General features: G+C 70.8%; 21 protein-coding genes. 12 read left to right on the top strand and 9 right to left on the bottom strand.

Annotation, left to right across the window (positions count from 1 at the left end; all coding sequences use genetic code 11):
* Positions 1 to 55 precede the first annotated feature (55 nt).
* A complete protein-coding gene (locus ACFY2Z_RS09325; RefSeq protein WP_390743566.1) occupies positions 56 to 2,884 on the bottom strand; it encodes a penicillin acylase family protein in 2,829 nt (942 codons plus the stop codon).
* Between the two features lie 257 nt (positions 2,885 to 3,141).
* On the opposite strand from ACFY2Z_RS09325, the gene ACFY2Z_RS09330 reads away from it, so the two are divergent.
* From ACFY2Z_RS09330 to mscL, 6 genes are all read left to right on the top strand, one after another.
* Positions 3,142 to 4,668 (top strand): potassium/proton antiporter, encoded by a 1,527-nt coding sequence (locus tag ACFY2Z_RS09330; RefSeq protein ID WP_390743567.1) that lies wholly within the window; start codon positions 3,142 to 3,144, stop codon positions 4,666 to 4,668.
* Positions 4,669 to 4,947: 279 nt separating this feature from the next.
* The gene (locus tag ACFY2Z_RS09335; RefSeq protein ID WP_390743568.1) at positions 4,948 to 6,219 is read left to right on the top strand and encodes an MFS transporter; all 1,272 of its coding nucleotides are present in this window, start codon (positions 4,948 to 4,950) and stop codon (positions 6,217 to 6,219) included.
* Positions 6,220 to 6,287: 68 nt separating this feature from the next.
* Positions 6,288 to 6,575: an FmdB family zinc ribbon protein gene (locus tag ACFY2Z_RS09340; protein ID WP_390743569.1), complete on the top strand. Its 288-nt coding sequence runs from the start codon at positions 6,288 to 6,290 to the stop codon at positions 6,573 to 6,575.
* A 130-nt stretch (positions 6,576 to 6,705) separates the two neighbouring features.
* Entirely contained in the window at positions 6,706 to 7,557 is an 852-nt protein-coding gene (locus ACFY2Z_RS09345) for an S-methyl-5'-thioadenosine phosphorylase (RefSeq protein WP_390743570.1), read from the top strand.
* Positions 7,558 to 7,730: 173 nt separating this feature from the next.
* Positions 7,731 to 8,348, top strand: a complete 618-nt coding sequence (locus tag ACFY2Z_RS09350; RefSeq protein ID WP_390743571.1) for a hypothetical protein — start codon at positions 7,731 to 7,733, stop codon at positions 8,346 to 8,348.
* Positions 8,349 to 8,483: 135 nt separating this feature from the next.
* Positions 8,484 to 8,954, top strand: coding sequence for a large conductance mechanosensitive channel protein MscL (gene mscL, locus ACFY2Z_RS09355; protein WP_390743572.1), 471 nt, complete (start codon positions 8,484 to 8,486; stop codon positions 8,952 to 8,954).
* A gap of 54 nt (positions 8,955 to 9,008) precedes the next feature.
* Here mscL and ACFY2Z_RS09360 read toward each other — a convergent pair whose 3' ends face one another.
* Positions 9,009 to 9,203 (bottom strand): hypothetical protein, encoded by a 195-nt coding sequence (locus ACFY2Z_RS09360; RefSeq protein ID WP_390743573.1) that lies wholly within the window; start codon positions 9,201 to 9,203, stop codon positions 9,009 to 9,011.
* A gap of 211 nt (positions 9,204 to 9,414) precedes the next feature.
* On the opposite strand from ACFY2Z_RS09360, the gene ACFY2Z_RS09365 reads away from it, so the two are divergent.
* The 3 genes from ACFY2Z_RS09365 to ACFY2Z_RS09375 all read left to right on the top strand — a co-directional run bounded on the left by ACFY2Z_RS09365 (position 9,415) and on the right by ACFY2Z_RS09375 (position 12,721).
* Entirely contained in the window at positions 9,415 to 10,443 is a 1,029-nt protein-coding gene (locus ACFY2Z_RS09365) for a P1 family peptidase (RefSeq protein ID WP_390743574.1), read from the top strand.
* A gap of 138 nt (positions 10,444 to 10,581) precedes the next feature.
* Entirely contained in the window at positions 10,582 to 11,805 is a 1,224-nt protein-coding gene (locus tag ACFY2Z_RS09370; RefSeq protein WP_390743575.1) for an Ig-like domain-containing protein, read from the top strand.
* 157 nt (positions 11,806 to 11,962) lie between these two features.
* Positions 11,963 to 12,721, top strand: a complete 759-nt coding sequence (locus tag ACFY2Z_RS09375; RefSeq protein ID WP_390743576.1) for a DUF6227 family protein — start codon at positions 11,963 to 11,965, stop codon at positions 12,719 to 12,721.
* A 19-nt stretch (positions 12,722 to 12,740) separates the two neighbouring features.
* Here the strand turns inward: ACFY2Z_RS09375 and ACFY2Z_RS09380 are convergent, their stop codons facing one another.
* The 5 genes from ACFY2Z_RS09380 to ACFY2Z_RS09400 form a co-directional block, all read right to left on the bottom strand.
* Complete coding sequence (locus tag ACFY2Z_RS09380; RefSeq protein ID WP_390743577.1) at positions 12,741 to 13,028, bottom strand: hypothetical protein; 288 nt, start codon at positions 13,026 to 13,028, stop codon at positions 12,741 to 12,743.
* 221 nt (positions 13,029 to 13,249) lie between these two features.
* On the bottom strand, positions 13,250 to 15,331 hold the full coding sequence (locus ACFY2Z_RS09385; protein WP_390743578.1) for a fructose-specific PTS transporter subunit EIIC: 2,082 nt from the start codon (positions 15,329 to 15,331) through the stop codon (positions 13,250 to 13,252).
* Positions 15,332 to 15,536: 205 nt separating this feature from the next.
* A complete protein-coding gene (gene pfkB / locus ACFY2Z_RS09390; protein ID WP_390743579.1) occupies positions 15,537 to 16,490 on the bottom strand; it encodes a 1-phosphofructokinase in 954 nt (317 codons plus the stop codon).
* Positions 16,487 to 17,248 (bottom strand): DeoR/GlpR family DNA-binding transcription regulator, encoded by a 762-nt coding sequence (locus ACFY2Z_RS09395; RefSeq protein WP_311695507.1) that lies wholly within the window; start codon positions 17,246 to 17,248, stop codon positions 16,487 to 16,489. Before ACFY2Z_RS09395 ends, pfkB begins: the two co-directional genes overlap by 4 nt.
* Before the next feature lie 196 nt (positions 17,249 to 17,444).
* Positions 17,445 to 18,980: an MFS transporter gene (locus ACFY2Z_RS09400; RefSeq protein WP_390743580.1), complete on the bottom strand. Its 1,536-nt coding sequence runs from the start codon at positions 18,978 to 18,980 to the stop codon at positions 17,445 to 17,447.
* A 61-nt stretch (positions 18,981 to 19,041) separates the two neighbouring features.
* On the opposite strand from ACFY2Z_RS09400, the gene ACFY2Z_RS09405 reads away from it, so the two are divergent.
* Together ACFY2Z_RS09405 and ACFY2Z_RS09410 are read left to right on the top strand one after the other, a co-directional pair.
* Positions 19,042 to 20,013, top strand: a complete 972-nt coding sequence (locus ACFY2Z_RS09405) for a helix-turn-helix transcriptional regulator (RefSeq protein ID WP_390743581.1) — start codon at positions 19,042 to 19,044, stop codon at positions 20,011 to 20,013.
* A gap of 33 nt (positions 20,014 to 20,046) precedes the next feature.
* Positions 20,047 to 21,138, top strand: coding sequence for an IS630 family transposase (locus ACFY2Z_RS09410; RefSeq protein ID WP_390743582.1), 1,092 nt, complete (start codon positions 20,047 to 20,049; stop codon positions 21,136 to 21,138).
* Positions 21,139 to 21,419: 281 nt separating this feature from the next.
* On the opposite strand, the gene ACFY2Z_RS09415 is transcribed toward ACFY2Z_RS09410, so the two are convergent.
* Together ACFY2Z_RS09415 and ACFY2Z_RS09420 are read right to left on the bottom strand one after the other, a co-directional pair.
* Positions 21,420 to 22,010, bottom strand: coding sequence for a TetR/AcrR family transcriptional regulator (locus ACFY2Z_RS09415; RefSeq protein ID WP_390743799.1), 591 nt, complete (start codon positions 22,008 to 22,010; stop codon positions 21,420 to 21,422).
* Positions 22,011 to 22,610: 600 nt separating this feature from the next.
* Entirely contained in the window at positions 22,611 to 23,609 is a 999-nt protein-coding gene (locus ACFY2Z_RS09420) for an RNA polymerase sigma factor RpoD/SigA (RefSeq protein ID WP_388968829.1), read from the bottom strand.
* 171 nt (positions 23,610 to 23,780) lie between these two features.
* On the opposite strand from ACFY2Z_RS09420, the gene ACFY2Z_RS09425 reads away from it, so the two are divergent.
* Positions 23,781 to 24,299: a GNAT family N-acetyltransferase gene (locus tag ACFY2Z_RS09425; RefSeq protein WP_390743583.1), complete on the top strand. Its 519-nt coding sequence runs from the start codon at positions 23,781 to 23,783 to the stop codon at positions 24,297 to 24,299.
* The last annotated feature ends 2 nt before the right edge of the window (positions 24,300 to 24,301 follow it).

Consider the following 24,301-nt stretch of genomic DNA (forward strand, 5'->3'; position numbering starts at 1 on the left):
CTCCACGCACGCGTGGAGGGCCGTTCTCTCACCGGGTCTCACCCGGCACCCGGGATCAGGGCTTGAGCACCAGGGTGTCGGTCGTGGTCTTGTCGACCGCGTCCTTGGTGAAGTGCCACGGCAGCAGTTCGCCCTGGGCCCACTTGTCCGTCTGGTCGGTGTAGTGGGCGCTGTAGGCGTGGCCCGAGGCACCGGACAGGTTGATCCACTTGGACTTGTCGAGGTCGGCCAGGTTGACCACCATGCGCATCGACGGCACCCAGACCGCGCCGTAGCCACCCGCCGCGTTCCAGCCGGTGGCGTTCACGGTCGCCTCGCCCCCGTCGAGCTTCCAGGGCCCGCGGTTGAGCATGTACTGGAGGAGACCGGGGCCGTCGGTGCCCAGCGTCTGGTTCTTCAGGAACAGCCGGTGCAGCCGGCCCCAGCTCCAGGTGTCCAGGTCGTTCCCGAGCTTGGCGGTCAGCTCCCAGCGGGCGTCCTTCATGGCCCGTGCGAACAGCTGGTCACGCGTCGTGGCGGCCGGGTCGGTGCGCGTCTTGGGCGTCTGCCACCAGTCGTTCTTCTCGTCGTCGATGATGGTGCGCACCACCTCGAACCAGCGGTCGCCGCCGTCGGGCTGCGCCTGGTCCGCTTCGCGCTGGCCGCACTCGCGCACCTTCTGGTCCGCGTCCGCGGGGCCGGTGGAGTCGGCCGGCTCGACCCACAGGCACTGGCCCTTGACCCGCAGCTCCTTGGGCAGCTTGTTGCCGAACGCGAGCTTGAGGATGTTGCGCCAGACGGCGTTGAAGTAGGCGGCCGCCGCCGAGTCGGCGTCCTGGGTGTAGTCCCAGCCCTCCAGCAGCTTCTGCGTCTCACGGACATGCTTGTCCGCGACGTCGATCTTGAGCAGCTTGGGCACCAGGAGCTTGGCGATCTCGCTGCTGTTGTCGAGCTGCATCTGCCGCATGTCGTCGGTCGAGATCTTGCCGTTGCCCTTGATCTTCGACTCGATCAGGTCGGTGATCCGCTGACTGCGGGTGCCGTAGCCCCAGTCCGTGGTGAGGGTGTAGGGGTACTTGCCCTTGTCGATCACGGCCTGGTTGGCGGTGACGATGTAGCCGCGCTTCGGGTTGTACTCGTACGGCAGGGCGGCCTGCGGGATGTAGCCGGTCCACTGGTACTTGGCGTCCCAGCCGGGCGCCGGGACCGAACCGTCGTCGCCCGACGCGCGCGTGGGGATCTTGCCCGGCAGCTGATAGCCGATGTTGCCCTTGATGTCGGCGTAGATCAGGTTCTGCGAGGGCACGTCGAAGGAGCGGGCCGCCGCGCGGAACTCGTCCCAGTTCGACGCCTTGTCGAGCGCGAAGACGGCGTCCATGGAGGTGCCGGGGTCCAGGGCGGTCCAGCGCAGCGCGACCCCGTAGCCGTCGCCGCGGTCGGGCGCCGCGGTGTTCACGGTGGCCTTCTTGCCGACGTTGACCAACTCGTCGTCGCGGTCGGACAACAACGGCATGTTGTTCGCCTCGCGGACGACGATCTTCTTGGAGTCCCCTCCGGCGACCTTGATCGTCTCGGTGCGGCTGGTGAACGGCTTCACCTTGCCGTCGTAGAGGTAGCCGTCTCCGGACAGCTTCTCCAGGTAGAGGTCGGTGACGTCGACACCGGAGTTGGTCATGCCCCAGGCGATGTTCTCGTTGTGGCCGATGACCACCCCGGGCATACCGGCGAAGGTGTACCCGCTCACGTCGAAGTGGCAGGAACTGGAGAGCCGCGTGCAGTGCAGGCCCATCTGGTACCAGACCGAGGGCAGCGAGGCCGTCAGATGCGGGTCGTTGGCCAGCAGCGGCTTGCCGGTGATGGTGTGGCTGCCGGCGACGACCCAGGAGTTGGAGCCGATGCCGTTGCCGTTCACGCCCACGGCCGTCGGGAGGCTGTCGAGGGACGTGGACAGCCGCGCCAGCTGACCCTGCAGGCCGGTGCCGGCGGAGGTCGTACCTCCGGACTTCGTCGATCCGGCCGTGGACGTACCGGTCGAGGTCGTCCCTCCGGTCGAGGAAGTACCGGACGTGGACGTACCGGTCACGGAGGTCCCGGTCGTCGACTGACCGCCCGAGTTGCTGTCCTCGAAAGCCTTGGTGACGGCGTCGTACTGGCCGGTCTGGACGATCGGCTTGTTGCGGTCGTAGGGGTACTCCGGGTACAGATCCGCGATCTGCTTCGGACCGAGCCGGCTGGTCATCAGCGAGCGGTCGATCTCGTCCTTCATGTTGCCGCGCAGGTCCCAGGCCATCGCCTTGAGCCAGGAGACCGAGTCGACCGGCGTCCACGCCCGGGGACGGTAGTCGTTGGTCAGGGACAGCGCCGCGTACTCCAGGGAGATGGCCTTGCCGTCCTTGCCCTGCAGATAGGCGTTGACTCCCTTGGCGTACGCCTGGAGGTACTTCTTGGTGGCGGACGACAGCTTGGTGTCGTACTCCTGCTGCGCCACCCGGTCCCAGCCCAGGGTGCGCAGGAACTCGTCGTTATTGACCTGGCTCTTGCCGAACATCTCGGACAGCCGCCCGGATGTCATGTGGCGGCGCACGTCCATCTCGTAGAACCGGTCCTGCGCCTGGACGAATCCCTGCGCCATGAACAGGTCCTCGTCCGAGGAGGCGTAGATCTGCGGGATCCCGTAGCCGTCACGCTCGACCTGAACCGGACCCGACAGGCCCTGGAGCGTGATCGAACCCTTGGTCTGCGGGAACGAGGCACGGACGGTACTGACGGACCAGTAACCGCCGTAGCTGAAACCGCCCACAAGGGCCACAACCAGGACGATCATGAGCAGACGGGCTCTGCGCCCCTTCTTCCTGCCGGACTTGCCGGGCTTCTGGCCGGAAGAGGCGGTGGTGTTGGGGGGCATCGCTGTCCTTGCTGTCCTAACACGAGCGGCAGGGCGGGCTGTGCTTTCTACTGAGCGCTGGGAGCAACCATAGGCGCAGGGCCCGCACCGCCTTGACGCGGAGTCGGGAACGCGCCCCGGGCGGGAGTTCGATCATGCGCCTCGAAGCGTCAAGAAAGCGTCAAGACTTAGGTAAGGTAATGAAGTACCTGTCCTGAACATCCCGGCGGAACCCGATTCCTGCCGGGCCCGAGGCGCCCCCACGACGGCGCCGCGGATTGGCGAGAAGGGAACGGCCGCTGACTGTCCACCACCTCAACCAGCTCCTGCTCGTCTGTTCGCTCGTCCTGCTCATCGCGGTGGCGGCCGTCCGTGTCTCGTCGCGCAGCGGGCTCCCCAGCCTGCTCGTCTACCTGGGTATCGGCATCGCCATGGGGCAGGACGGGGTGGGCGGCATCCACTTCGACAACGCCGAGCTCACCCAGGTCATCGGCTACGCGGCCCTGGTCGTGATCCTGGCCGAGGGCGGCCTCGGCACGAAGTGGAAGGAGATCAGGCCGGCTCTCCCCGCGGCCTCTTCCATGGCCCTCCTCGGCGTCGCGGTGAGCGTCGGCGTCACGGCGGCCGGCGCTCACTACGCGAGCGGCCTGGAATGGCGGCAGGCGCTCATCATCGGAGCGGTGGTGTCGTCGACCGACGCGGCGGCGGTCTTCTCGGTCCTGCGGAAGATCCCGCTCCCCGCGCGCGTGACGGGCGTTCTGGAGGCCGAGTCCGGCTTCAACGACGCCCCGGTGGTCATCCTCGTCGTCGCCTTCTCCAGCGCGGGCCCGGTGGAGCACTGGTACCGGCTGGTGCTGGAGATATGCGCGGAGCTGGCCGTCGGCGCCGCCATCGGCCTCGCGGTGGGCTGGCTCGGCTCCTGGGGCCTGCGGCATGTGGCACTGCCCGCCTCCGGCCTCTACCCGATCGCCGTCATGGCCATCGCGGTCATGGCCTACGCGGGCGGCGCGCTCGCCCACGGCAGCGGCTTCCTCGCCGTGTACCTGACGTCGATGATGCTCGGCAACGCCAAACTGCCGCACTGGCCCGCGACGCGCGGCTTCGCGGAGGGGCTCGGCTGGATCGCCCAGATCGGCATGTTCGTCCTGCTCGGTCTGCTGGTCACCCCGCACGAGCTGGGCGCCGACGTGCTGCCCGCCCTCGTCATCGGGCTGGTGCTGACGATGGTGGCGCGCCCGCTGAGCGTGGTGCTGAGCCTGCTGCCGTTCCGGGTGCCGTGGCAGGAGCAGACACTGCTGTCATGGGCCGGGCTGCGCGGTGCGGTCCCCATCATCCTGGCGACGATCCCGATGGTGAACGGTGTCGCGGGCAGCCGCCGCATCTTCAACATCGTCTTCGTCCTCGTCGTCGTCTACACCCTGGTCCAGGGCCCGACCCTGCCGTGGCTGGCCCGCGTCCTGCGTCTGGGCCAGGGCCCCGAGGCCGCCGACCTCGGCATCGAGTCGGCGCCCCTGGAGCGGCTGCGCGGGCATCTGCTGTCCGTCGCGATCCCCGAGGGCTCCCGGATGCACGGCGTGGAGATCAGCGAGCTACGGCTGCCGCCGGGGGCCGCGGTCACCCTCGTGGTGCGGGACGGCACCTCGTTCGTGCCGCTGCCCTCGACGGTGCTGCGACGCGGGGACGAACTCCTCGTGGTCGCCACGGACGAGGTCCGTGACGCGGCGGAGCGGCGCCTGAGGGCTGTGGGCCAGGGCGGCAAGCTGGCCGGCTGGCTGGGGCTGGGGAACGGGGCGGCCGGGTCCTGACGGCGTCGGCGCACCGTCGGCAATCGCAGGTGAAGGGCCCGATGGTGCGCCTTTTCACAGGTGCACTCACCCCCCACCTCTGTACAATCAAGGCGACCTTGATCGAACCAACTCTGCCTGACGCAGAGCTGGCGCGACCGTATGGCGGCCGGACCCCCTGAGCAGTGGGCGCCGGTATCTACCGCAGTCCGCGCAAGAGGACAGCTCTCGGCGCGCCCTCGCACGGCGAACGGGCCCACAGAAGGGGCCGCGCTACCAGGCGGCAGAAAGGCACGGGCCGTGGTGTCCACGGTCACCTCGAAGTCGTCCCGTCCGGGCTACGGACAGCTGCTGCGCACCCGCGGCGCCTGGACGTTCCTGCTCCCCGGTTTCGCGGCGCGACAGCCGTTCGCGATGCTCACCCTGTCCATCGTGCTGCTGGTCCAGCACACGACCGGCTCCTACGGGGCCGCGGGCGCCGTCGCGGCGGCCACCGGCGTCTCCATGGCGCTCTTCGCGCCCTACAGCGGGCGGCTCGCCGACCGCCACGGCCAGCGGGCGGTGCTGCTTCCCGGCGTCCTGGCGCACGCCCTCGCGGCCACGTCCCTGACGGCGCTCGCGCTGGCCCACGCACCCCTGTGGGCGCTGTTCGCGGCGGCCGTCCCGACCGGTGCCTCGGTGCCCCAGGTCGGCCCCATGGTGCGGGCCCGCTGGGGCGTGAAGCTCAAGGACTCGCCCCTGATGCCGACGGCGGCGGCCTTCGAGTCCGTCACCGACGAGCTGACCTTCGTGCTCGGACCGCTGCTGGCGACGGCCCTGTGCACCGCCGTGGCCCCGGCCGCGGGCCTGCTGGCCGAGGCATCGCTCACGCTGGTCGGCGGCGTGCTGTTCGCCACGCAGAAGGGCACACAGCCGCCCGTCGCCGCCGAGACGCACGCGCGTGTGCAGCACGACTCCGCGCTGAGCGTCCCCGGGGTGCGGGTGCTGATCGTGACCTTCCTGGGCATCGGTTCCGTCTTCGGCGGCATGCAGGTCTCGCTCGCCGCGTTCAGCGAGTCGATCGGCTCCCCGGGGCTGAACGGCGTCCTGTACGGCGTCTTCGCCGCCGGCAACATGCTCTCCGGCGTCGTCTGCGGCGCCCTCGCCTGGAAGGTGTCACCGCGGCGCCGTCTCGTCGTCGGCTACACGGCCCTGGCGCTGGCCGCCTCCTCCCTGTGGACCGCGCACTCCGTGGTCCTCCTGGCGGGCCTCGGCCTGCTCGTGGGCATGTGCATCGCCCCCGCCCTGATCACCGGCTACACGCTCGTCGAGGGACTGGTCCCGACGGGCGCCCGCACCGAGGCCTTCACCTGGCTGACCGGGGCGGTCGCGCTCGGCCAGGCGGCCGCCGTCACCGTCGCCGGACAGCTGGAGGACCGTCTGTGGGGCGGCGCCGGATTCCTCGTCCCGATGGGGGGCACGGTGCTGGCTCTGGTGACCCTGGTGTCCCTGCGGTCACGCCTCGCGGGACGGCCGCGCGGACGCACCGTGGCACGTGGCGTGGGTCACCGCTCCCCTGCCACGGTGGACTGATCGCAAGGAATGCGTCACTATGGATGGTCGTTAGCACTCATCGAGTCAGAGTGCCAGGAGGAAGACTAGTGCCGACCTACCAGTACCAGTGCACCGAGTGCGGCGAGGGCCTCGAGGCGGTGCAGAAGTTCACCGACGACGCGCTGACCGAGTGCCCGAACTGCGGTGGCCGCCTGAAGAAGGTGTTCTCCGCCGTCGGCATCGTCTTCAAGGGCTCCGGCTTCTACCGCAACGACAGCCGCGGCTCGTCCTCGAGCAGCAGCCCGGCGTCGTCGTCGAAGTCGTCGAGTTCCTCCTCGACGTCGACCGGCTCCGGCTCGTCGTCGGGCAGTACGACGTCCAGCTCCGCCGCGTAAGGCACGTTCTGAGGCCCCGCTGTCGCACGACGGCGGGGCAGGCAGGCTTCCCCCCACTCCCCCCTTCCGTCCTGATCTCGTAAGGCGACGGGGGGATTCGTGCTGTCCGGGGCCCGCTACTGTGCTCGCCATGGCGAACGCAGAAAACGGGGTCAGGGCGGAGATCGGGGTCATCGGCGGTTCGGGTTTCTACTCGTTCCTCGACGACGTGACCGAGATACAGGTCGACACCCCCTACGGAGCACCCAGCGACTCCCTCTTCCTCGGTGAGATCGCCGGCCGAAAGGTCGCCTTCCTCCCCCGTCACGGTCGCGGCCACCACCTCCCGCCGCACCGGATCAACTACCGCGCCAATCTCTGGGCGCTGCGCTCCGTCGGCGTACGGCAGGTGCTCGGACCCTGCGCCGTGGGCGGGCTCCGCCCCGAGTACGGCCCCGGGACGCTGCTCGTCCCCGACCAGATGGTGGACCGTACGAAGGCCCGGACGCAGACGTACTTCGACGGGCTCCCGCTGCCCGACGGCACCGTCCCGAACGTGGTGCACGTCTCGCTCGCCGACCCCTACTGCCCCGTCGGACGGAAGGCCGCGCTGGAGGCGGCGCGCGGACGGGACTGGGAGCCGGTGGACGGCGGCACGCTGGTCGTGGTCGAGGGCCCGCGCTTCTCCACCCGTGCCGAATCGTTGTGGCACCAGGCGCAGGGCTGGTCCGTGGTCGGCATGACCGGCCACCCCGAGGCCGCGCTCGCCCGTGAACTGGAGCTGTGCTACACGTCGCTGACCCTCGTCACGGATCTGGACGCGGGGGCCGAGACCGGTGAGGGCGTCTCGCACGACGAGGTGCTGAAGGTGTTCGCGGCCAACGTGGACCGGCTGCGGGGCGTGCTGTTCGACGCGGTCGCGGGGCTGCCGGCGGCCGAGACGCGCGACTGCCTGTGCACGACCGCGCTGGGTGGGATGGATCCGGGTTTCGAGCTGCCGTGATGCCGTGACGTCGTGATGCTGTGCCGTCGGAATGTCGCGCGGGCGCCCGGAACGCCCCGTTCGGGTGGGCGAGTTGTCCACAATCGGCCGGTGGTCCACGGGGCTCGGCGAGCGGCGCCGCGAAGCCTCATCGTGGACGGCGTCCCGCTCCCACGACACAGGTGGTGATCACCATGGCTCGGCTCTCTCCGCCCTACCCCCACGCTCCCGTACGCCCGCCCCACCCCGGCACCGTCCACCCGCCCCACTCCAACACCGTCCACCCGCCGGACCTCGGCGGTCTCGGAGACCACTCGGGCGCGCCCCCGACCTGCGCGGTGCCGCACTTCGCGCCCCTGCGTGTGCGCGGCGGGCGGCATGGCCTGCACCGTCTGCTGCGGCACCGGAGGCGGGCCGTGGCCGTCGGCCTCGCGGTCACCGCGGCCGCGCTGGTCGCGGCGGGGCCCGGCGGCTCCGAGGGGGCGCGGGGACATCCGGGCACCGGCAGACACCCCAGGGCGGCCGAAGGGCCGGCGGGGGCACCACGCCCCGTGGAGATGGTCACGGCCCCCGTACGGATCGCGGACGGGGCGACGGTACGACTGTTACGGCCGGGCGACCGGGTCGATGTGATCGCGGCCGACGGCGCGGGCAGCGCGGCGGTGGTCGCGCCCGGGGCCCGGGTGATGCGGGTGCCTGACGTCGAGCCCACGGAGAGCGGCGCGCTGGTGGTGCTCTCCGTGCCGCGCGCCACGGCCGCGCGCCTGGCCGGTGCCGGCGCGACCTCACGGCTGGCGGTGACGCTGTGCTGAGCACGCCGTGGACACCCGTCGGCCGGGCGCCGAGCCCGGTTTACCGGCCCTCGGGCTGGACAGATGCGGGAGGGCCTGACGTAGGTTGCGGAGCTGTTTGTTCCGCAACATGTGCAGTCGAGGAGGGGCTCACCGGTGAGCGAGAAGAAGGCGCCGAGCGTCTTGCAGGGGTTCAAGGCGTTCCTGATGCGCGGGAACGTCGTCGATCTGGCGGTCGCGGTGGTCATCGGCGCCGCCTTCACCGGCATCGTGAACTCCGTGGTGAAAGGCGTCATCAACCCGGTCGTGGGTGCGCTCGGCACCCAGAGCCTGGACAACTACAGCTCCTGCCTCAAGGCACCCTGCACGGGTACCGGGGCGAACGCGACGGGGGTCCGGATCCTGTGGGGCTCGGTCCTCGGCTCCACGCTCAACTTCCTGATCACCGCGGCCGTCGTCTACTTCCTGATGGTCCTGCCCATGTCCAGGTTCCTGGCCCGGCAGGAGGCTCGGCGCAAGGCGAAGGAGGGCACGGACGAGGTGATGGAGGTCACCGAGCTGCAGGTGCTCAAGGAGATACGCGACGCTCTCGTGGCCCAGCACAGCTCGGGACGTACCGGGTCATAGCGGACCGAGGTGGAAGGGGCATCGCCCGGCCGACCGCCCCCTGCCCGGGAGCACTCACAGGTGGTGTGGCGGCTTCTCGTCGAGGAAACGCGCCAGGTCGGCCGCGCTGTCACCGCTCGTGGCGGGCCGCTCGCCCCACCCCTGGTCGGTGTCGTCCGAGGACGGCCGGCTCAGCGGGTCGTCGAAGACAAGGGCGTCCTTGGGGTCGGGCTTGGCGTCGCGCGGCGCACGGGCGGGGGTGGTGCTCATGCCCCCAGCGTACGTCCGCGACGCCGGGCCCCGGGGCCGGTCCTTCCGCCAGGCAGCGCCCCGGCGCTGATACCGACCGGCCGGCTGACAGGCACGGGCACCGGTACCGACCGGCCGGCCGACAGGCGCAGTCACCAGCCGGCCGGCGGCAATGGCCGATGACCGGCGCCGACGGGTCACCGGACACCCGGCATCGACGGATCATGGAGGCATGACAGTTGACGCTCTGACAGATGTCGCGGGCCTCCGGGTGGGCCATGCCACACGGACCGGGGAGGGCTGGCTGACCGGGACCACCGTCGTCCTGGCCCCGGAAGGCGGGGCCGTCGCGGCCGTGGACGTGCGCGGCGGCGGGCCCGGCACCAAGGAGACCGACGCGCTCGACCCCCGCAACCTGGTGCAGAAGGTCGAGGCGGTCGTCCTGACGGGAGGCAGCGCATACGGACTCGACTCGGCGTCGGGCGTGATGGCCTGGCTGGAGGAGCGCGGGCGCGGGGTGCGCGTCGGCCCCGATCCCGCGCACGTGGTGCCGGTCGTGCCCGCCGCCTGTGTCTTCGACCTGGGGCGCGGCGGCGACTTCAAGGCGCGTCCGGACGCGGCCGTCGGCCGGGCGGCGGTCGAGGCGGCCGCGGCGAGCGAGCCGGGCGCGCCGGTGGTGGAGGGCTGCGTCGGGGCCGGCACGGGTGCGACGGTCGGGCCCTTCAAGGGCGGGATCGGCACCGCGAGCACCGTGCTGGACTCGGGGATCACCGTGGGCGCACTGGTCGTGTGCAACGCGGTGGGCTCGGTGTCGGAGCCGTCGACGGGTGCCCTGTACGGGGAGTTGGCCCAGGGCCGGGTCGATCTGCCCGCGCCGGAGGTGCACGAGGCCGCTCGGCGCCGGCTCGCCGAGGCTGCGGCGAGGGGCGGCCGCCCTCCGCTGAACACGACGCTCGCGATCGTGGCGACCGACGCCGACCTCACCAAGGCACAGGCGCAGAAGCTCGCCGGGACGGCGCACGACGGCATCGCGCGTGCCGTACGGCCCGTGCATCTGCTCAACGACGGGGACACGGTGTTCGCGCTGGCCACCGGCGCGCGGCCGCTCGCCCCGGCGGGCCCCCTCGCGCTCAACGGGGTGCTCGCGGCGGGCGCGGACCTGGTGACGCGCGCCATCGTGCGGGCCGTGCGCGCCGCTGTGCCGGTCGACGGGCCGGGCGGATCGTGGCCGTCGTACGAGGAGTTGTACGGGGGGCGATAGGGGACACGGCGGGCGATTGTCCCGGTTCTGTCACGCGGCGGTCTTCACCCGGCATCCACGGGAACTCCGCACCGGGGCCTCGGCTCTTTCTCCACGTACTCAAGCGGATCACGCACATCAAGAGACCTGGAGAAGCCCGTGACAACGCCGAACATGCGAGCGCGGCGCGTACTGGGGGCCAGTGCCGCCCTGATGGTCGGCGCCCTGACCCTCACCGCCTGTGGTGGCAGCGCCAACGCGGACAACGCCAAGGGCGGAAAGGACTCGAAGGACTCCGCCAAGACCTCCACCGCGACGATCGCCATCAGCGCCAAGGACGGTTCCACCGACGCGTCGATCAACGCGACCGGGGTGAGGGTCAGCGACGGGAAGCTGACCGAGGTGAAGATGACGGTGGCGGGGACGGGCACCGCCGTCGCCGGGGAGATCTCCGCGGACGGGGCGTCCTGGAAGCCGAAGGAGCAGCTGGAGCGCGGGACGAAGTACGAGATCTCGGCGACCGCCAAGGACGCGAACAACCGGATCGCCGCCGCCAACTCCATCTTCACGACGGTCTCTTCGGCGAACAGCTTCATCGGCACGTACACGCCCGACGACGGCACGACGGTCGGTGTCGGGATGCCGGTGTCCTTCGACTTCAACAAGGCGATCACCGACAAGAAGGCCGTGCAGTCGCACATCACGGTGACCTCCAGCAGCGGGCAGCAGGTCGTGGGGCACTGGTTCGGCACCCAGCGGCTGGACTTCCGGCCCGAGGACTACTGGAAGGCCGGCTCCAAGGTCACGATGAAGATCGACCTGGACGGGGTCCAGGGCGCGAACGGCATCTACGGCGTGCAGAAGAAGACCGTGACGTTCACCATCGGCCGCTCCCAGGTCTCCACGGTGGACGCCCGGACGCAGACCATGACGGTGGTGCGGGACGGCCAGACCGTCAAGACGGTCCCGGTCTCGACCGGCAGTCCGCAACACACGACGTACAACGGGCAGATGGTGATCTCGGAGAAGTTCACCCAGACCCGTATGAACAGCCAGACGGTCGGGCTGGGCGGCGAGTACGACATAGCGGATGTGCCGCACGCCATGCGACTGACCACGTCCGGGACCTTCATCCACGGCAACTACTGGTACAACCAGGGCAACCCGCCGTTCGGCCGCGAGGGCACCAGCCACGGCTGCGTCGGAATGGCCGATGTGCAGGGCGCGCAGGGGGACACGACCGCGAAGTGGTTCTACGACAACTCGCTGGTCGGGGACGTCGTGGTCGTCAAGAACTCCCCGGACGCAACGGTCGCTCCGGACAACGGCCTCAACGGCTGGAACATGGCGTGGAGCGCATGGACCGCCGGGAGTGCCGTCTGACCAGGACGTTCTGACACCCTCTCGGGCCGCGCGGGAACCAGTCGCGCGGCCCGGGCGTTTTCCCACCGTACGTTTTCTCGGTTCCCGGACATGATGTCCGACCGAGGGGCTACGGTATGCACCCACAAGGTGACATGCAGCAACGCCGGGAGAAGCCTTGAGCGTTCCGTACCAGACGGCGGCGCACGAGCCAGCCGAGTCGCCCGAGTCTCCGGAGGAGCACCTCGCGCGGCTGCTGGGCCGCGCCCTGAACTCCTTCGAGCTCCCTGACGAGACGATAGCGACGCTCGACTGCGCGCTGGCCGACGACAGTTCGCTGCACTCGGCGCACCACAGCGCGGGCCTGCACCGGGAGACGTACCGGCACACCTGGCTGCTGGCGGACGGCTCGGCGGTCACCCTGTGGGAACTGGTCCACAACACAGGACCCGGCGGCCATCTGGAACACGAGGTGTACGTGGACGAGGAGGAACTGCGCACCGCCACGGCCCGGCTTCCACTGACGCCGGACGCCCCCGAGTTCGAGCTGCCGGTGCCGGTCCAGCTGTCCCCCGTCCCCGAGCCCCGTCACGCGTACCGGCCCGACGACTCGGCGGACCACGCCCGCCGGCTGCTGCGCCGCGCCGAGAACCCGGACCGCCCGGACACGGATCTGGAGTCGTTACTGCTGCGCTCGGCGTTCGCGCACGAGATCACACAGTCCTTCGGACGGCCGGGCCGGGCCGCCCGCGCGGGGCTGAGCTTCTCGCTCTACGAGCACGCGTTCCTGCTGCGCGACGGCCGGGAGCTGTCCTTGTGGGAGGTCGAGCACACGGCGACGCCGGACGGACGCCACATGTGCGAGGTGTACTCGACGGAGGAGAAGGCGCGGGAGGCGATGGACCGCCGGGCGGAGACACTCGACCGCTCCCGCTGACCGAAACCGCCGAGGCCCGTCAGGACCGCCCGTCGCGAAGCTGCCGCATCAGGCCGGCGAAGGCGTCCTGTTCGGCGGGTGTGAGTTCGACGCTCTCCAGCTCCGGGCCCGACTGCGGCTGGCGAGGCAGGCCTCGGAGCACCTCGTGGTGATACCGGGCTGCGTCCTCGGCGCGGACACGCCACCGGGCCGCCTCCTCGACGTCGCGGCGGCGCAGCGCGCGGCCCACGTAGACGATCCAGACGGCCGTCACCAGGGCGAGGGCGGGCACACCCAGCAACTGGAAGGTCGACATATGCACAGGCATGCATCCCAGTAGACACCACGAACCGGGCCTTTGACCCCGGACCGTGACGCATCTCGCAGGTGTGGATAGTAAGGACAAGAAGTGGCGAAGAGGCGGCCAAGGAGCCGGAGACGCCGTAACAGGGTCACCCGTCGCCGAACGGACACGTCGGGCATACACGTCGGCCGCAACACCCTCACCGGGGTTGCGGCCGATGCATGTCGTGCCGGCGCGGAGTCCGATCAGGCGGCGACCGGCTGCTTGGCCGCGGACGGAGCCGCTATGGCGCCGCCCGGCTCACCCGCCGCACCCTCGGAGTTCTGCTTGCGCAGGCCCTTCAGGAGCACCACCAGGGCCGTCGTCACACACACGCCGGCGGCGATGGCGACCAGGTAGAGGAACGGGTTGCCGATGAGCGGGACCACGAAGATGCCGCCGTGGGGGGCGCGCAGGGTGGCACCGAAGGCCATCGACAGAGCGCCGGTGATCGCGCCGCCGACCATCGACGAGGGGATGACGCGCAGCGGGTCGGCCGCCGCGAACGGGATCGCGCCCTCGGAGATGAAGGAGGCACCCAGCACCCAGGCGGCCTTGCCGTTCTCACGCTCGGTGTGCGTGAAGAGCTTGCCGCGGACCGTGGTCGCCAGGGCCATCGCCAGCGGCGGGACCATACCGGCGGCCATCACCGCGGCCATGATCTTCATCGCCGAGTCGCTCGGGGTGGAGACCGCGATACCGGCGGTGGCGAACGTGTAGGCGACCTTGTTGACCGGGCCACCGAGGTCGAAGCACATCATCAGGCCGAGCAGCGCGCCGAGCAGGACGGCGTTGGTGCCCGTGAGACCGTTCAGCCAGTCGGTCAGGCCCTTCTGCGCGGAGGCGATGGGCTTTCCGACGACGACGAACATCAGGAATCCGACGATCGCCGAGGAGATCAGCGGAATCACCACCACCGGCATGATGCCGCGCACCGCCGGCGGGATGTCGATCTTCTGGATCGCCATCACCACACCACCGGCGAGCAGACCGGCGACCAGACCGCCGAGGAAGCCCGCGTTGATGGTGAGGGCGATCGAGCCGCCGACGAAGCCGGGCACGAGACCGGGACGGTCGGCCATGCCGTAGGCGATGTAGCCGGCCAGGACCGGGACGAGGAAGCCGAAGGACACCACGCCGATCTGGAAGAGCAGCGCGGCCCAGCTGTCCGTCTGGGTCCACACGAAGTGGTCCATGACCGACGGCGCCTTGTTGATCTTGTAGCCGCCGATCGCGAAGCCGAGGGCGATGAGCAGACCGCCCGCGGCGACGAACGGAACCATGTAGCTCACACCGGACATGAGCCACTTGCGCAGCTTGGTGCCGTAGCCCTCGCCGGAGTCACCGGTCCGCTCGACCGGTGACGCCGGGGCGCCTGCCGCCGCGGTGACCTCGCCGCGCGCGGCCTTCTCGCGCACCTCGGCGATCAGCTCGGTGGGCCGGTTGATGCCCGCCTTCACGCCGACGTCGACGGTCGGCTTGCCGGCGAAGCGGTCCTTGTCCCGTACGGGCACGTCATGGGCGAAGATCACGCCGTCCGCCGCCTCGATGACCGCCGGGTCGAGCCGGGTGAAGCCGGCCGAACCCTGCGTCTCGACGACGACCTCGATGCCCGCCTCGCGGCCCGCGTTCTCCAGCGACTCGGCGGCCATATAGGTGTGCGCGATGCCGGTGGGGCAGGAGGTGACGGCGACGATACGGAACGGCTGCCCGGCCGGAGCACCGATGGCCTCCGCGTCGCGCGCACCCGGCACCGGGGCCGCATCGCCCGCGGCGGCGTCGGCGGACGCACCGGAACCGGCCCCGGACGCGGCCTCCGCGGCTTCCTCGGCACCGTCGGCCGGAGCCTCGTCACCGCGGATGAGCGCGGCGGCGGCAGCCGCGTCGTCCACGGCCCGCAGCGCGGTGGTGAACTCGGCGTTCATCAGCTGACGGGCGAGGGAGGACAGGATCGTCAGATGCGCGTCGTCCGCACCCGCGGGAGCCGCGATCAGGAAGATCAGGTCGGCCGGGCCGTCCGCGGCACCGAAGTCGATGCCCTGCGCGCTGCGCCCGAAGGCGAGCGTCGGCTCGGTGACGTGCTCGCTGCGGCAGTGCGGGATGCCGATGCCGCCGTCGAGGCCGGTGGGCATCTGCGCCTCGCGGGCTGCGACATCCGCGAGGAAGCCCTCCAGGTCGGTCACCCGGCCCCGGGCCACCATCCGTTCGGCGAGGGCATGTGCCGCCGCTTCCTTGGTGTCGGCGGACAGGTCGAGATCGACCAGGTCCGCGGTGATCATCTGGCTCATCGCGGGCTCCTTCGCACGCGTATCGCCCGGGGGGTGTGACGGGCGGGGGCGGGGGTGGGGATGGGGGTGCTGGGGGGTGGGTCCGGGAGGGCGGGGAGCCCAAGAGGGATGAGGAGGGAGGCGGGGCCGGGGAAAACCCGCCTCCCTCCGGCTTCGGCGGCGACAGCCGGGTGCCGTCGCGGGCGCGGCGACGGGCGGCGCGCGGTCATGACGCCGGCTCCGTCAGGACGCGGTCCAGGGGCACCTCCGACGTCACCGTCACGGCGGAGGGGTCCAGATGGGCCGGGGTCGGCATCACACTGCCGGGCAGCTGGACCGCCGCGGCTCCATGGGCGACGGCCGAGGCCAGGGCCTCGGGTCCGGTGCCGCCCGCAATCAGGAAACCGGCGAGGGAGGAGTCGCCGGCGCCGACGTTGCTGCGTACGGCGTCGACGCGGGCGCTGCCGAACCACACACCCGTGTCGGACACGAGCAGCTGCCCGTCCGCGCCGAGGCTCGCGAGCACGGCGCCCGCGCCCATCTCGCGCAGCTCCTCGGCGGCCTTGGCCGCGTCGCCGACGGTGAGGAGCGGGCGCCCGACGGCCGCCGCGAGTTCCTCGGCGTTCGGCTTCACCACGTCCGGGCGCTCGCGCAGGGCTTCGAGGAGCGCGGGCCCCGAGGTGTCGAGCGCGATCCTGGCGCCCGCGGCGTGGGCACGGGCGACCAGGTCGGCGTACCAGGACGGAGCGAGTCCGCGGGGCAGGCTGCCGCAGCAGGTGATCCACGTGGTCTCGGCCGCGCGGTATTGGTCGCGGACCGTCTCCAGCAGCAGTTCGGCCTCGGCGGGGGACAGCTCGGGGCCGGGCGCGTTGATCTTCGTGAGGGTGCCGTCGGGTTCGGCGACCGAGATGTTGGACCGGGTGGCTCCGGCGATCGGCACCGGCGCCACGGTGATGCCCTGGTCGTGGAGCAGCTCGGCGACGAGCGCACCGGGCGCCCCGCCCAGCGGGAGCACCGCGACCGTGCGCCGTCCGGCGGCCGCGACGGCGCGCGAGACGTTCACGCCCTTGCCGCCCGGGTCCATGCGTTCACCGGTGGCCCGGATGACCTCGCCGCGGTCGAGGGACGGAACCTCGTACGTACGGTCGAGAGAGGGGTTCGGGGTGACGGTGAGAATCATGCGCGCACTACTTCCGTGCCGCCGCGCTCGATCGCGGCGGCGTCCTCGGGGCTCAACCCGCTGTCGGTGATCAGCAGGTCCACATCACCGAGGTCGCCGAAGCGGGCGAAGTGCTCCTGGCCGTGCTTGGAGGAGTCGGCGAGCAGCACCACCCTGCGGGCGGCGCGGATCGCGGCACGCTTGACGGCGGCCTCGGCGAGGTCGGGGGTGGTCAGTCCGTGACCGGCGGAGAAGCCGTTGGCGGCGACGAACGCGATATCGGCCCGGATCTCGGCGTACGCGCTCAGCGCCCAGGCGTCCACGGCGGCGCGCGTACGGTGCCGTACGCGCCCCCCGACCAGATGGAGCTGGATGCCGGGGTGGTCCGCGAGGCGGGCCGCGGTGGGAAGGCTGTGGGTGACCACGGTGAGGGAGGCGTCCAGGGGGATGGCCCCGGCCAGCCGGGCGACGGTCGAGCCGGCGTCGAGGATCATCGTGCCCTCGCTCGGCAGCTCGGCGACGGCCGCCTGCGCGATCCGGTCCTTCTCGTCGGCCGCCGTGGACTCCCGCTCCGCGAGGTCGGGCTCGAAGTCCAGGCGTCCGGCGGGTATGGCGCCGCCGTGCACCCGGCGCACCAGGCCGGCGCGGTCCAGGGCCTTGAGGTCGCGGCGGATCGTCTCCGCCGTGACCTGGAACTCCTCGGCCAGCGACATGACGTCCACCCGGCCGCCGTCACGGGCAAGCCGGAGGATCTCCTGCTGCCGCTCCGGTGCGTACATGTCCGTTCGCCTCCGACTGATGCCCGAACGTGTGGTTTCAGGGGGAGGCTACGGCCGCATGTCCGAAAAGTAAACAGGTTCGGGCATCGGAACGGGCACAATCGGGAGGGGCGCCCCTGAAAGGTCCTGACACGTCCGACGCCCGGCGGGCGCGCACGGAACGCGCCCCGCCGGTCCCCAGGGGCCCCGCACTCATTCAGGAGACGAGCACCGGCTCCCCGACGGGCCCCGCGTCCGACTCCTCCTCCGCGCCCTCCACGTGCTGCGCCGGCCGCTTCGGCAGCGCGAACATCAGCAGGAAGATCACCACCAGGACCGCCACGACATAGCCCAGGGCGTGCTGGAAGGCATGCACAAAGGCCGGGCCCACCGCGGCCGGGGCCGGCCGGTCGTCGATCTCGCCGAAGAAGACCACCGACACCAGCCCGAGGCCCAGCGCGTTGCCCATCTGCTGCACCGTGTTGATCAGCCCCGACGCCGAACCGGAGTGCTCCCGCGGCACGTCGGAGAGGACCGCGTCCGTCAGCGGCGCCACGATCAGCCCCATGCCCGCGCCCATGACCACCAGCGGCAGCGCCATCTGCCAGGAGGCGATGGACAGGCCGTACCGACGGGCCTCGGCGATGTAGATGAGCACACCCGCCGCCATCAGCAGCGCGCCCGCCTGCAGCACCTTGCGGCCGAAGCGCGGGACCAGCTTCTGCACCGACATCCCGGCCGCCGTCGAGACCGCGAGCGAGAACGGCACACCCGTCAGACCGGCCCGCAGGGCGCTCCACCCCAGACCCACCTGCATGTACAGCGTCCAGACCAGGAAGAAGACGCCGAGGCCGATCCCGAACACCGTCTGCACCGCGATACCCGCGGCGAAGCTCTTCACCCGGAACAGCGACAGCTCGACGAGCGGGGAGCCGTCGCGGGCGGCCTTGTGCCGCTCGTACGCCACCAGCACCCCGAAGACCACCAGCGCGCCCGTCATCGACGCGTACCCCCACAGCGGCCAGCCCAGCTCCCGGCCGCGCGTGAGCGGGTAGAGGAGCATCAGCAGACCCAGCGTCACCAGGGCCACCCCGACGAGGTCGAGGCGCAGGGCCCGGGGGGCCTTCGACTCCGTGATGAAGCGCCGGCCGAGCAGATACGCCACGATGCCGACCGGCAGGTTGATCAGGAAGATGGGGCGCCATTCCAGCCCGAACAGGTTCCACTCGGTGAGCAGCGCGCCGAGCAGCGGCCCCGAGACGGCTCCCAGCCCCACGACGGCGCCGAAGAGGCCGAAGACCTTGCCCCGCTCGTGGGCCGGGAAGGTGGCGTGCACGATCGACAGCACCTGCGGGACCATCATCGCGGCCATCGCGCCCTGCAGAATCCGCGAGGCGACGAGCATCTCGGGGTTGGCCGCGAAGCCGCAGAGCGCGGACGCGAGCGTGAAGCCGCCGATGCCGATCAGGAAGAGGCGCTTGCGGCCGTGAATGTCGCCGAGCCGGCCACCGGTGATCAGTCCGGCGGCGAAGGCGAGCGCATATCCCGCGGTGATCCACTGGATCTGGCTGAAGGAGGCGCCCTCGTCGCGCTGGATGGAGGGGATCGCGATGTTGACGATCGTGACGTCGACCAGGTCCATGAAGGCCGCGGTCATCACGATCGCGAGCGCGAACCAGCGGCGCCGGTCGCTCGCGCCGGCCGGGAGCCCGTCGGCCGCGTCGGTACTGAGTGTGCTGTCGGTGGAGGTCATGCTCCGAAGGTAGAGGGCCAATAGGTCAGATCATGTCCTCATCCTCATGCATTCTCGACGTATGACGACCGACACCCCGGCCCGGCTCCTCCAGCTGCTGTCCCTGCTGCAGACCCCCCGTGAGTGGCCCGGCGGCGAGCTCGCCGAGCGGCTCGGGGTGTCCCGGCGCACCGTCCGACGCGACATCGACCGGCTGCGCGAGCTGGGCTACCCGGTCCAGGCCAGCAGAGGGGCCGACGGCGGGTACCGGCTGGTCGCCGGGAAGGCCATGCCGCCGCTGGTGCTCGACGACGAGGAGGCCGTGGCGATCGCGGTGGGGCTGCGCGCGGGTGCGGGGCACGCGGTGGAGGGTGTGGAGGAGGCGTCCGTGCGGGCCCTGGCCAAGCTGGAACAGGTGCTGCCGGGTCGGCTGCGTCATCGCGTCGCCACGCTCCAGGCCGCCACCACCGCGCTGACCAGCGGCGACGGGGCGAGCATCGCGCCGGAGACGCTGACCGTGATCGCCTCGACGATCGCGGGCGGGGAGCGGCTGCGGTTCGCCTACCGCGCCAAGGACGGCACGGGGTCACGGCGCCTGGCCGAGCCGTACCGGCTGGTGTCGACGGGACGCCGCTGGTACCTCGTCGCCTACGACCTCGAACGCGACGACTGGCGCACGTTCCGGGTCGACCGGGTCAGCGCGCCCTTCGCGACAGGCGTGCGGTTCACACCGCGCGAGCTGCCGGCGAAAAGCGCGGCGGAGTATCTGCGGCGGTCGATGTACCGGCGCCAGGAGACCTACGAGTTCGACGCGACCTTCGCCGCGCCCGCGGACTTCGTGGCGGCGCGCCTGCCCCGGTGGTTCGACGAACCCGAGCCCCTCGACGAGCACAGCTGCCGGCTGCGCGGTACGGCGAACGACTCGGTGGAGTGGCTGGCGATACGGCTGGCCCTGGTGGACTGCCCGTTCACCGTCCACGAACCCCCGGAACTGGTCGCTCGCACCCGGGAGTTGGGGGAACGGCTGAGCCGGGCGGCGGACGACAGGCCCTAGTGACCTGAGTCAGAGATTCGTCGTTGGTTTGGTGTGAACCGTCGTGGACCGAAGATCCCGCCGTTGTCGGTAACGGATGCCAAGCGGGCCGTGCTTGAGGGGTGGTTGCGTCGTCGGTCGACGGCTCAGGCTCTGGCCTTGCGGTCTCGGATTGTCCTGGAGTGCGCCGAGGGGCATTCGATCATGGAGGTGTCACGGCGGCTGAAGGTCGCTCCGGACACGGTCCGCACCTGGCGAAGGCGCTTCCTCGACCGCGGCCTGGACGGCCTGTCCGACGAGCCACGGCCCGGTGTCCCGAGGAAGATCACCGATGCCGATGTGGAGCGGGTCATCGTCAAGACGCTGGAGGAGAAACCGCCGAACGCCACGCACTGGTCGACCCGGTCCATGGCCGCCGCGACCGGAATGTCCCAGTCCGCCGTCTCCAGGATCTGGCGTGCCTTCGCCCTGGCCCCGCACCGCTCCGAGACGTTCAAGCTGTCCACGGACCCGCTGTTCATCGACAAGGTCCGCGACGTGGTCGGCCTCTACCTCGACCCGCCCGAAAAGGCCCTGGTGCTGTGTGTGGACGAGAAGTCGCAGATCCAGGCACTCGACCGGTCCCAGCCCGTCCTGCCGATGATGCCCGGCGTCCCCGAGCGCCGCAGCCACGACTACGTCCGCGCCGGCACCACCACTCTGTTCGCCGCCTTGGAGGTCGCCACCGGCAAGGTGATCGGCTCCCTGCACCGGCGCCACCGAGCCGTGGAGTTCAAGAAGTTCCTGGCCAGGCTCGACAAGGAAGTCCCCGCCGGTCTCGACGTTCACCTCATCCTCGACAACTACGTCACCCACAAGACACCCGCCATCAAGAAGTGGCTGCAGACACACCCACGGTTCCACCTGCACTTCACACCGACGAGTTCTTCCTGGCTCAACCTGGTGGAGCGGTGGTTCGCCGAGCTCACGCAGAAGAAGCTCAAGCGCGGCGTCCACCGCTCCGTCCAAGCCCTCGAACGAGACATCCGACCCTGGCTCACCGACTGGAACGAGCACCCCAGGCCTTTCGCCTGGACCAAGACCGCCGACGAGATTCTCGACAAAGTAGCCGCCTACTGCCGACGAATCTCTGACTCAGGTCACTAGGGGGTGTCTGACGATTCGCGTCACTAGGGGGTGTCTGACGATTCGCGCCGGATCAGCGCGCGGCGTCCGGCGCAGGGGGCACCTCCCGGCGGTAGCCGGGGGAGCATCGCAAGGCGGAGGAGCATCCGCGTACCGGACGCACTCGGGTGATCCGACAACGCGGCGAGGCGCCGTGCCTGGGGCATCTCCCAGCCGCCAGGCCGGGGGAGTCGCGCGCCCGCGGGAATTGTCAGGCACCCCCTAGGTGGAGGAGACGGTCCGACTCGAACCCGTCCGCCCCTTCAGCCGCTCCCCCACGCGAACTCCCCGAGGGCCTCCAGATTGCGTACGGCGTAGGCGGCGGGCCCGTCGGGGCCGTCGGCCGGGCGGTCGCCCGCGGCCCAGGTCTCCACGGCCACCCGGACGGCGGCACCGGCGATGGCGGCCGCGAAACGCAGGGCAGGCGTGACGGCCGCTGACGCCTCGTCACCCCCCTGTGTCCGCTCCGCGAGCGCGTCTGCCAGCTCCCGCTCCGTGGCCTGGCAGATCTCGGCCCAGACCTTGGTGAGCGCGGGGTTGGTGCCGATGAGGCACAGCAGGGCGCGGACCCATTCCAGGGAGGTCGCGGACACACCGACGCCCGGGGTCAGGGTGTGCACCGCCGCATGGCGCAGGGCCTCGGCGACGGTCAGCCCGGCCGGGGCCTCACGGACCGCTTGCACCCACCGGTGGGCGCCCTCGGAGAACAGCGGCGCGAGCGCCTCCTCCTTGGTCCCGAAGTAGCGGTAGAAGGTGCGCGGGGCCACTCCGGCGGCCCGGGCGATGTCCTCGGCACGGGTGGCGCGCAGTCCGTTCGCCATGAACAGCCCTGCGGCGGCCCGGGCGATCTCCATACGCGTCGCCGCCTTACGGCGCTCGATCAGCGACTCACCCTTGTCACGCTGCACAGGCTCGTCATGCAAGGGAGCAAGCCCGTCCGCGGACACGCCCCCGGGTTCTTGCGACGTACGGCGGGACGAGGCCCCGCTCGTACGGTTGGTACCGGTCACAACGGCAGGTTATGCCGCTGTGGCACAATCTGCCATCCGGGCCGCCCCGGGGTTCAGGTCCGGGGCGGCCCGGTCGGCCTGTCCCTGTCCCGGCAACAGGGGAGAGCCGGGCTCCGGCGCCAGGGGGGAGTGGCGCCGGAGCCCGGCTCCGGAGGAGTCCCGCCGCCGGGGGGAGTGCGTCGGGACTCGGCTCAGGGGGGCGCGGACCGCCAGGGCCTGTCGTCAAACTCCCGCCTGCCCCGCGACGCCATGCACGCACCTGACGCCGCAGGGCCGCCCTCGGGCGACGACGCGAGTTTGACGACACCCCCTAGGTCCGGCCCGTGCGCGGGAGGGCCCGGAGGTCTTGTGCCCCGGACCCGGCGGGTTGAAGCGATGCAACAGCGCCAAGTCGCACGACCCGGCGCGGCGGGACCGGTGTGCGCGCCGGTCCCGCGGACACCGTCACGCCGCGGCGTCGAACCCGGTGTCCCGGGCCAGCTTCTTCAGCTCCAGCAGCGCGTGCTTCTCGATCTGACGGATGCGCTCACGCGTCAGGCCGTGCTCCTTGCCGACCTCCGTCAGGGTGCGCTCCCGGCCGTCCTCGATGCCGTACCGCATCTTGATGATCGACGCCGTGCGGTCGTCGAGCCGGCCGATGAGGTCGTCCAGCTCCTCGCTGCGCAGCAGCGTGAGGACCGACTGCTCCGGCGACACCGCGGAGGTGTCCTCCAGCAGATCGCCGAACTGGGTCTCGCCCTCGTCGTCCACCGACATGTTCAGCGACACCGGGTCGCGGGCCCAGTCCAGGACGTCGCTGATGCGCTCCGCCGTCGTGTCCAGCTCGGTCGCGATCTCGGCGGGCTCGGGGTCCCGGCCGTGCTCACGGTTGAACTCGCGCTGCACCCGGCGGATCCGGCCGAGCTCCTCGACCAGGTGCACGGGCAGCCGGATGGTCCGGGACTGGTCGGCGATCGACCGGGTGATGGCCTGACGGATCCACCAGGTCGCGTACGTCGAGAACTTGAAGCCCTTGCGGTAGTCGAACTTCTCGACCGCGCGCACCAGACCGGCGTTGCCCTCCTGGATCAGGTCGAGCAGCGGCAGGCCACTGCGCGGATAACGTCGCGCGACGGCCACGACGAGGCGCAGGTTGGAGCGTATGAAGACGTCCTTGGCCCGCTCGCCCTCGGCGACCAGGGCCGCCAACTCCTCACGGGTGGCATCCGCCTTGGCCTCCTCCTCACCGTCGAGGATCTGCCGCGCGAAGACGCCGGCCTCGATGGTCTGGGACAGCTCGACCTCCTTGGCGGCGTCGAGCAGCGGTGTACGCGCGATCTCGTCGAGGTACATGCCGACCAGGTCGCGATCGGCGATCTCGCCGCCATGGGCGCGAACACTGTTTGCCGCGTCGACGGTCTCGCCTTCGGCGGACTTGCGACGGGCGACGGCACGGGTTGCCATGCGTGCTCCCTTGCGATGGTGGGCTGGCGGATGGTCCTGTTGGCGCTGAGGACACCCATTCGGGTGCCCGGCATCCGAAGGAAACAACGACTGCAATCCGGACAGAATTCCCAACCTGCCCCTCGATTTTTCTGATCATGCAGTACCCTGTGCCGCCACCAGGGAGGCAGGATGGCGTCGGAACGTACAGAGGTGCAGGTCAGGCCAGGAGTCGAGAACGACCTCGGGGCCCTCACGGACATCTACAACCACTACGTACACACGACACCGATCACCTTCGATACCGCGATCTTCACTCCGGAAGAGCGACGTCCTTGGCTGCTCTCCCACCCTGAAGACGGACCGCACCGCCTGATGGTTGCCGTGGACAGCGACTCACAGGAGATCCTGGGGTACGCCACATCCAGCGCCTTTCGCGCCAAGCCCGCGTATGCGACCTCGGTGGAGATGACGGTCTATCTCGCCGCCCACGCCACGGGCCGCGGCGTGGGCGCACGGCTGTACGAGGCCCTCTTCGCGGCGCTCGCCGGCGAGGACCTCCACCGCGCGTACGCGGGCATCGCACAGCCCAACGAAGCGTCCGTGCGTCTGCACGAACGCTTCGGCTTCCGGCATGTGGGCACCTACCGGGAGGTGGGCCGCAAGTTCGGCCGGTACTGGGACGTGGCCTGGTACGAGAAGGAGCTGTGACC

The organism is Streptomyces sp. NPDC001222 (assembly GCF_042896945.1).
In the GTDB taxonomy this organism is placed as follows: Bacteria; Actinomycetota; Actinomycetes; order Streptomycetales; family Streptomycetaceae; genus Streptomyces; species Streptomyces gibsoniae.